At 62.6% G+C, this 8,388-nt stretch carries 7 protein-coding genes; 2 read left to right on the forward strand and 5 right to left on the reverse strand.

Features of this window, described 5'->3' with window-relative positions; translation table 11 throughout:
- Positions 1-133: 133 nt before the first annotated feature.
- From pcaF to pcaR, 5 genes are all read right to left on the reverse strand, one after another.
- The gene (gene pcaF, locus IRZ77_RS14305; RefSeq protein WP_178081827.1) at positions 134-1,339 is read right to left on the reverse strand and encodes a 3-oxoadipyl-CoA thiolase; all 1,206 of its coding nucleotides are present in this window, start codon (positions 1,337-1,339) and stop codon (positions 134-136) included.
- Entirely contained in the window at positions 1,336-2,115 is a 780-nt protein-coding gene (locus IRZ77_RS14310; RefSeq protein ID WP_015271653.1) for a CoA-transferase subunit beta, read from the reverse strand. Before IRZ77_RS14310 ends, pcaF begins: the two co-directional genes overlap by 4 nt.
- Positions 2,112-2,972, reverse strand: coding sequence for a CoA transferase subunit A (locus IRZ77_RS14315; RefSeq protein WP_196173721.1), 861 nt, complete (start codon positions 2,970-2,972; stop codon positions 2,112-2,114). The genes IRZ77_RS14310 and IRZ77_RS14315 overlap by 4 nt, the downstream gene beginning before the upstream one ends.
- A gap of 230 nt (positions 2,973-3,202) precedes the next feature.
- Positions 3,203-4,549 (reverse strand): MFS transporter, encoded by a 1,347-nt coding sequence (locus tag IRZ77_RS14320; protein WP_046617221.1) that lies wholly within the window; start codon positions 4,547-4,549, stop codon positions 3,203-3,205.
- 331 nt (positions 4,550-4,880) lie between these two features.
- Complete coding sequence (gene pcaR, locus IRZ77_RS14325; RefSeq protein ID WP_230386299.1) at positions 4,881-5,771, reverse strand: pca regulon transcriptional regulator PcaR; 891 nt, start codon at positions 5,769-5,771, stop codon at positions 4,881-4,883.
- A 487-nt stretch (positions 5,772-6,258) separates the two neighbouring features.
- Between pcaR and IRZ77_RS14330 the strand changes: the two genes are divergently transcribed.
- Together IRZ77_RS14330 and IRZ77_RS14335 are read left to right on the forward strand one after the other, a co-directional pair.
- Positions 6,259-6,459, forward strand: a complete 201-nt coding sequence (locus IRZ77_RS14330; protein WP_003259583.1) for a hypothetical protein — start codon at positions 6,259-6,261, stop codon at positions 6,457-6,459.
- Between the two features lie 312 nt (positions 6,460-6,771).
- Entirely contained in the window at positions 6,772-8,244 is a 1,473-nt protein-coding gene (locus IRZ77_RS14335; protein WP_196173723.1) for an inorganic phosphate transporter, read from the forward strand.
- Positions 8,245-8,388: the final 144 nt, after the last annotated feature.

Genomic DNA, 8,388 nt, shown 5'->3' on the forward strand with positions numbered 1-8,388 from the left:
CACTCGTTCCGCTATCTGGCTGGCAATTGGCCTTGAGTCGCATGTGCCGGCCTCTTCGCGGGTAAACCCGCTCCCACAGGGGATGCGTGGTTCCCTGTGGGAGCGGGTTTACCCGCGAAGAGGCCGGTACAGGTCAAACCCGCTCGATGGCCAGCGCCAAACCTTGGCCTACGCCCACACACATGGTCGCCAGGCCTTTACGCCCACCGCTCTTTTCCAGTTGGTGAAGCGCAGTCAGCACCAGGCGCGCACCGCTCATGCCCAGCGGGTGGCCCAGGGCGATAGCACCTCCGTTGGGGTTCACCTGCGGTGCATCGTCGGCCACACCCAGCTCACGCAGCACCGCCAGACCTTGGCTGGCAAAGGCTTCGTTGAGCTCGATCACATCGAAATCATTCACCGCGATGCCCAGGCGCTCGGTCAGCTTGCGCACTGCCGGCACCGGGCCAATGCCCATCACCCGCGGTGCAACACCGGCGCTGGCCATGCCCAGTATCCGGGCACGTGGGGTCAGGCCGTGTTTCTTCACCGCCTCGGCCGAGGCCAGGATCAACGCCGCAGCACCGTCATTCACACCCGAGGCGTTGCCGGCGGTGACGGTCTTGTCCGGGCCGTTGACCGGCTTGAGCTTGGTCAGCGCTTCCAGTGTGGTTTCCGGGCGCAGGTGCTCGTCACGCTCGACGATGGTCTCGCCCTTCTTGTGCGCGATACGCACCGGCACGATCTCTTCGGCGAAGAAACCGGCGGTCTGGGCGGCAGCTGCCTTCTGCTGGCTGCGCAGGGCGAAGGCGTCCTGGTCAGCACGCGAAACCTGGTAATCGTCGGCCACGTTGTCCGCGGTTTCCGGCATGGAGTCCACACCGTACTGGCTCTTCATCAGGGGGTTGATGAAACGCCAGCCGATGGTGGTGTCTTCGAGCTTCATGTTGCGCGAATAGCCACTTTCGGCCTTGCCCATGACGAACGGGGCACGCGACATCGACTCGACGCCGCCGGCAATCGCCAGCTCCATTTCGCCGCTGGCAATGGCGCGGAAGGCGGTACCGATGGCATCCATGCCCGACGCGCAGAGGCGGTTCAGGGTAACGCCCGGAATGCTTTCCGGCAGGCCGGCCAGCAGCAGCGCCATGCGTGCCACATTGCGGTTGTCTTCACCAGCCTGGTTGGCGCAGCCGAAGAATACTTCGTCAACCTGATCCCACTGCACGCTCGGGTTGCGCTCGATCAGCGCCTTCAGCGGCACGGCGGCCAGGTCGTCGGCCCGCACGCCGGCCAGGGCACCGCCGAAGCGGCCGATCGGGGTGCGAATGGCGTCACAGATGAATACGTCGCGCATCAGGCTTCTCCTGCCACCTGGCCGTGGGCCGCGGCGGTACGGGCTTCGAGGTCTCGCAGGGCGGACAGCTCGACTTCGGTCGGTTCGGCAGTGGTCTGCACATCGTCGGCAAAGCGGATCGCCCAGCCAGTGGCGGCGATGATCTGCTCGCGGGTCACGCCCGGGTGGATGGCAGTAACGACGAATTCGTGGGTACCAGCCTCCGGCTCCATGATGCACAGGTCGGTGATGATACCGACCGGGCCGTCGCCTGGCAGGCCAAGGCGTTTGCGCGAGTCGCCGCCTTCACCGTGGCCAACCGAGGTGATGAAGTCCAGCTTGTCGACGAAGGCACGCGGCGACTGCTTGAGGATGATCAGCACCTGTTTGGCGGAACCGGCGATTTCCGGTGCGCCACCGGCACCCGGCAGGCGGGTTTTCGGGGCGTGGTAGTCACCGACCACAGTCGTGTTGATGTTGCCGAAGCGGTCGACCTGGGCGGCGCCGAGGAAGCCGACGTCGATGCGCCCACCTTGCAGCCAGTAGCGGAAGATCTCGCCGGTCGGCACCACGGTGTCAGCGGTTTCGGCCAGCTCGCCGTCGCCGATCGACAGCGGCAGTACGCTTGGCTTGGCGCCGATCGGACCGGACTCGTAAATCAGCACCACGTCTGGCGACGAGGTCAGGCGCGCCAGGTTGGCGGCCTTGGAAGGCAGGCCGATGCCGACGAAGCACACAGCACCGTTACGCAGGCGACGGGCTGCGGCGACGGTCATCATTTCGGAAGTGGAGTAGCTCATTGTGCGGCCTCCGCAGTGCTGGCCAGCTTGGCCTTGAATTCGTTGAAATCGGCAGTGCCACGGATGTAGGTGTCAATCCAGGCGGTGAACGATTCGCGGCTGCGCGCGATCGGGTCCCAGGCCTGGTAGAAGCGGTTGTCACGCTCGTAGTAGCCATGGGCATAGGACGGGTGCGCACCGCCAGGTACCAGGCATACCGCGCTCAGGGCCCAGGTCGGCAGTACGCAGGCGTTCATCGGGGCCTGCAGGTCGTCGACGATTTCCTCGACGGTGACGATGCAGCGCTTGGCGGCCAGGGCGGCTTCCTTCTGCACGCCGAGGATGCCCCACAGCAACACGTTGCCTTTGCGGTCAGCCTTTTGCGCGTGAATCACGGTCACGTCCGGGCGCACCGACGGCACGGCTGCCAGCACTTCACCGGTGAACGGGCAGGTGATGCTCTTGATCAAGGGGTTGACCTTCGGCAGGTCGGAGCCGGCGTAAGCACGCAGCACGGCGAACGGCAGGCCAGAAGCACCGGCGACATAGGCGTTGGCCAGGTCGGCGTGGCTGTGCTCTTCGATTTCGATGGCGTGTGGCCACTGCTTCTCGACGGCATCACGCAGGCGGTGCAGCGAACCGACACCCGGGTTACCACCCCAGGAGAAGATCAGCTTGCTGGCGCAACCGGCGCCGATCAGCTGGTCGTAGATCAGGTCCGGGGTCATGCGCACCAGGGTCAGGTCGCGCTTGCCCTGACGGATGATCTCGTGGCCGGCGGCAGTCGGGATCAGGTGGGTGAAACCTTCGAGGGCGACGGTATCGCCATCCTGGATGAACTGCTTCACGGCTTCGTGAAGCGAGAGAATTGCAGCCATTTGGAGACTCCTGGTCAGGGTGCTTCGGTGAGCTCAGATTAAGGAGACTCTTGGGTGGCTTACAATCCGATAATCGACTATTTGTGCGATTATCGAACCATTTGTTGTCCTGCTACTCATTCTCTACCGTGTCGAATTCTTCGCAGCACAAGGCTGGTCCTACAGGGGGTGGCATCGCCTGTGTAGGAGCAGCCTTGTGCTGCGAAGGGCCGCAAAGCGGCCCTCGGGCCTCAGGTCGCGTCAGCGTGGCTCACCAGCCCTTTCACGATCACACCCACGGTCGCCAGCCCTGCCGGCACCAGCAACGCCGTCAGCACCTGTTCGAAGTTCCAGCCCAGCCCCAGCAGCGTGGCACCACTCCAGGCCCCGAGAATCGCGCCGAAACGGCCGATACCCAGCATCCACGATACCCCTGTGGCGCGGCCCTGTGTCGGATAGAAGCGCGCCGCCAGCGAAGGCATCGCCGACTGGGCGCCGTTCACGCACATGCCGGCAACCAGCACCAGCGTGGCCAATACGGTGATGTTGCCCAGGCTCTGCCCCACGGCGTAGGCGAACACCCCGGCCAGCAGATAGAAAATGCCGATCACCTTGTGCGGATTGAAGCGGTCCATGGCCCAGCCCACGCCGACGGCACTCAGCACGCCACCGAACTGGAACAGTGCGCCGATGAAGGCCGCCTGCTCCATGCTCGCGCCACTGTCGCGCATCAAGGTTGGCAGCCAGCTGGTCAGCAGATAGACGATCACCAGGCCCATGAAGTAGGTCAGCCACAACAGCATGGTGCCCATGCCGTAGGTACCGGAGAAGATCAGCGCAAACACGTTGCGCGCGGCCACCGCCTTCTGCTCCGGCACGCTGAAGCTGCCCGCCTCGGCCACCACCTGCGGTGCGATGGGGGACAAGGTCTTGCGCACCTTGTCGGTGCCCCGATTGCGCACCACCAGGAACCGCGCCGACTCCGGCAGCCATACCATCAGCACCAGCGCAAGCAGCAACGGCAGCACGCCACCGATCACCAGCAGGCTGTGCCAGCCGTAGGCCGGGATCATCTTGGCGGAAATGAAGCCCCCACCGGCCATGCCCAGGTTGAAGCCGCAGAACATGCTGGTCACCAGCAGCGACTTGAGGCGTTCGGGGGTGTACTCAGACAGCAGCGTGGTGGCGTTGGGCATGCCTGCGCCAAGGCCCAGGCCGGTCAGGAAGCGCAACACCAGCAACTGCTCGACGTTGGTGGCATAGGCCGAGGCAAGGCTGAAGCCGCCAAATACCAACACAGCGCCCACCAGTACGCCCTTGCGGCCAAAACGGTCCGCCAGCGGGCCGGAGCCGAGGGCGCCGAAAACCATGCCGATCAATGCGGCACTCATGACCGGGCCGAGGCTGGCGCGGTCAATTCCCCAATCCTGTGACAGGGCCGGGGCTATGAAGCCCATGGCCGCAGTATCGAGGCCATCGAGGAAGACGATCAGGAAGCACAACAACACCACCCGCCATTGGTAGCGAGACAGCGGCTGCTGATTGATGAACGACTGGACGTCGAGGCTTTTGCCGACGTTGGTTTGCGCTTGGTTCATTATTGTTATCCGGAATGAGGGGCACAGCCAGGCCACTGCACGCGTTAAACCGGTACAGAGGACAGTAGTTTGAGGGAATGCGGCCGGCGTCAGCCTGGATATAACGGTACTGCGCGCGGGTGCGGCCGCTGCAGCGAGGGGACAGTATTCATGTAAGTGCCTCTTATTATGCTTTTCTTGTTCGGTCGGCACAGCCAACCGTTGCGAGAGACATTAATCAGCGGGCGGTGGTGGCGCAATTGACAGCGAACGACACTGTGCGTTTATCGCACAGGAAAGGGTTTTGCCTGTTCCAGATTTGAAAGGGGGCGCTTTGCGGCCCCCTGCAGGCTCAACCAAACAACTGATGGCAAAGGTCCCGGCTTGCCGCCAGCAGGATCGGCAAGAACCGTTGCTCCAGTTCACTGCGCGTCACCCGCCCGACATGGGTACTCACGTTCAATGCCGCCAACACCTGCCCCGAGGCGTCATACACCGGCACCGCAATCGAACGCAGCCCTTGCTCCAGCTCCTGGTCCACCACGCACCAGCCCTGGGCGCGCACCTGCTGGATACAGGCGAACAGTGACTCGGGGTCATGCAAGGTACGACTGGTACGCGCCTTCAGGTCGGCACGTTCCAGGTATTCACGCAGGCTGGTGTCGTCCATGGCCGCCAACAAAATGCGCCCCATCGACGTGCAATAGGCCGGCAGGCGCCCGCCCACCGACAGGTCGACCGAAATCAGCCGCTCCACGGTGGCCGAACGGGCTATATAAAGAATGTCGTCACCTTCGAGCGTGGCCATGTTGGCCGCCTCGTGCAGCTGATCGCTGATGCGGTCCAGGTATGGCTGGGCAGAAATCGCCAGCGGCGTCGAGGACAGGTATGCATGCCCCAGCGTCAGCACTTTGGGCAACAGCGAATAGGTGCGCCCGTCGGTGGTGGCGTAACCCAGCTTGATCAATGTGTGCAGGCAACGGCGTACCGCCGCACGAGGGATTTCGGTGCGGTGGCTGATCTGGGCGATGGTCAGGTGACGCTTGCGTTCCTGAAAGGCCTGGATTACTGCCAGGCCTCGCGCCAGGGAGGTCATGAAGTCCGGGTCGCCGGTAAAGGCCTGGATGCGCTTTGCCGGGGAAGCCACGATCGGCGGTGCCAGGGCTGCCGAGGCAGATCGCCCCTGCTCCGGGTTGCCCGACTCTGGACTGACGGAATCGTTGGCCAGGGTTTCGTCACTCATCGCACACCTCGAAAAAAACGCCCACTCGTGCGATTATCGAACAAACGGCCGATAATCGCAATTGACCGCTGACACTTTTACTTATACCTTTCTCATGCCACTTGTGGCTTCTTTGGAGAGACTGGTCAGGTACCCACCGTAGAAGTCCCCAGGCAACGGCCTCGCCTTTTGGCGAGGCCGTTTTTCTTTACTCTCCCGTAGACGGTCCCGCTGCTGCACTGCAACGAACTTTTGTCCGTCTTGCCTTTCAAACTTGTACGAAAGGCCCAAACTGTTGTCGGATGCATTCCCTTACTTGCGTCTGGTGATGTCAGGGCTGGGTAAATAACGATGTTCGGCGAAATATCGGTTGCTATAATCGATTGCGCAGGCCTCGACGATGCCGTGGTAATGGGACCTTCCGCTGTATCAAGCCGTTGCGGCCAGCAAGGCATGTGCACGCTGCACACGTAGAACAACAGTCATCAAACTTAATTCAGGTACTACTGTGACGAAAGATGAACTGCGCGCGGAACTCGAGCGCCAGGCTGAACGTTACAAGGATGTTTACGGTGGCGAAGTCACCACTTACGCCGCACAACCGGATCCGGAACGCAAACCATGGCGCAAGCGCGCGAGCGTGCGCGACCAGGCCTTCAGCCAGGAACTGGAACGTATGGAAAAGGAACTGCGCAGCGACACTCCCTGACCCCGGGACCACGCCAGCGCGTCGTCGCCCGGCCAGCCCGGGCGCGGTCGATCTTTACTGTCTGGCCGAAGGTGAAATGGAATTACACAAATTTCATACGACCGTTTGAAAAGAAGCGAAGCGGTTTTTTGCTTAATTTTTTGCCGGTTTTCGCCAGGTTTCGCGCGTTTTAGCGGACATTTCCCTGCCTCGACGTCGCGCCGTGCACATAACGCTCCCGAAAGGAAGATTGCCGTCGGTCTGTCGCAGATGCATCGATTGCCAAGGTTTTCTGGCATAATCCCGCCCCCCTAAGACCGCCAGACAACCTTCATGATCGAATTATTCAGCGGACTGGATGCCTGGGTGTTGGTGAGCCTGCTGCTCGCCTTGACCTTCGTGCTCGCCTTCGAGTTCATCAATGGCTTTCATGACACCGCCAACGCGGTAGCTACCGTCATCTATACCAAAGCCATGCCGCCGCACCTCGCCGTGTTCTTTTCCGGCGTGTTCAACTTCCTTGGCGTTCTGCTCGGCGGTGTCGGGGTGGCCTATGCCATCGTGCACCTGCTGCCGGTAGAGCTGCTGATCAACGTGAACACCGGACACGGCCTGGCCATGGTCTTCTCGCTGCTGGCTGCGGCCATCACCTGGAACCTGGGCACCTGGTACTTCGGTATCCCCGCCTCCAGCTCGCACACGCTGATCGGCTCCATTCTCGGCGTCGGCCTGGCCAATGCCCTGATCAACGACATCCCGCTGGGCGACGGTGTCAACTGGCAGAAGGCGATCGACATCGCCATGTCGCTGGTGGTCTCGCCGATGGCCGGCTTCGCCGTTGCCGCACTGGTACTGATCGGCCTGAAGTGGTGGCGCCCGCTGTCGAAGATGCACAAGACCCCCGAGCAACGCCGCAAGCTCGACGACAAGAAGCACCCGCCGTTCTGGAACCGCCTGGTACTGGTGGTTTCGGCCATGGGCGTAAGCTTCGTGCACGGCTCCAACGACGGCCAGAAAGGTATCGGCCTGATCATGCTGGTACTGATCGGCATCGTCCCGGCCAAGTTCGTCCTCGACCTGAACAGCACCACCTACCAGATCGAGCGTACCCGCGACGCCACACTGCACATGAGCCAGTTCTACCAGCGCAACGCCGCCACCCTGGGCGAGTTCCTGGCGCTGGGCAAGGCCAAGGCCAGCGACCTGCCAGAGCAGTTCAGCTGCAACCCACAGCAGACCGAGCCGACCATTGCCGCGCTGCAGTCCTCGCTGCAGGGCGTGACCGACTACCACAGCCTGAGTGCCGACAAGCGTGTCGAAGTGCGCCGTTACCTGCTGTGCCTGGACGACACGGCGAAGAAGGTTGGCAAGCTGCCAGGCCTGGAAGCCCGTGAAAAGGCCGACCTGGAAAAACTGCGCAAAGACCTGACCGCCACCACCGAGTATGCCCCGTTCTGGGTGATCGTGGCCGTCGCCCTGGCCCTGGGCCTGGGTACCATGGTCGGCTGGAAGCGCGTGGTACTGACCGTTGGCGAGAAGATCGGCAAGCAGGGCATGACCTATGCCCAGGGCATGTCCGCGCAGATCACCGCGGCTTGCGCCATCGGCATGGCCAACATCTTCGCCCTGCCGGTATCGACCACCCACGTGCTGTCGTCCGGTGTGGCCGGCACCATGGTCGCCAACAAGAGCGGCTTGCAAGGCGGCACCGTGAAGACCATCCTGCTGGCCTGGGTACTGACCCTGCCGACATCGATGGGCCTGGCGGCCGGCCTGTTCTGGCTGGCGTCCAAAGCCATTGGCTGAGTGATACCGCAACTAGAAGAAGGCGCCTGACGGGCGCCTTTTTCATAGGTGTCATTCCTGTACCGGCCCTATCGCCGGCAAGCCAGCTCCCACAGGTATTGCACCGCCCGCAAGGCCTGTGCAGTACCTGTGGGAGCTGGCTTG

It is taken from the genome of Pseudomonas pudica (assembly GCF_015680405.1).
Classification (GTDB): Bacteria; Pseudomonadota; Gammaproteobacteria; order Pseudomonadales; family Pseudomonadaceae; genus Aquipseudomonas; species Aquipseudomonas pudica.

Excerpts from the sequence above, each read along its gene's own strand:
- pcaR (WP_230386299.1), bottom strand. The coding sequence starts at position 5,771 with ATGAGTGACGAAACCCTGGCCAACGATTCCGTCAGTCCAGAGTCGGGC.
- IRZ77_RS14310 (WP_015271653.1), bottom strand. The coding sequence starts at position 2,115 with ATGAGCTACTCCACTTCCGAAATGATGACCGTCGCCGCAGCCCGTCGC.
- IRZ77_RS14315 (WP_196173721.1), bottom strand. The coding sequence starts at position 2,972 with ATGGCTGCAATTCTCTCGCTTCACGAAGCCGTGAAGCAGTTCATCCAG.
- IRZ77_RS14320 (WP_046617221.1), bottom strand. The coding sequence starts at position 4,549 with ATGAACCAAGCGCAAACCAACGTCGGCAAAAGCCTCGACGTCCAGTCG.
- IRZ77_RS14335 (WP_196173723.1), top strand. The coding sequence starts at position 6,772 with ATGATCGAATTATTCAGCGGACTGGATGCCTGGGTGTTGGTGAGCCTG.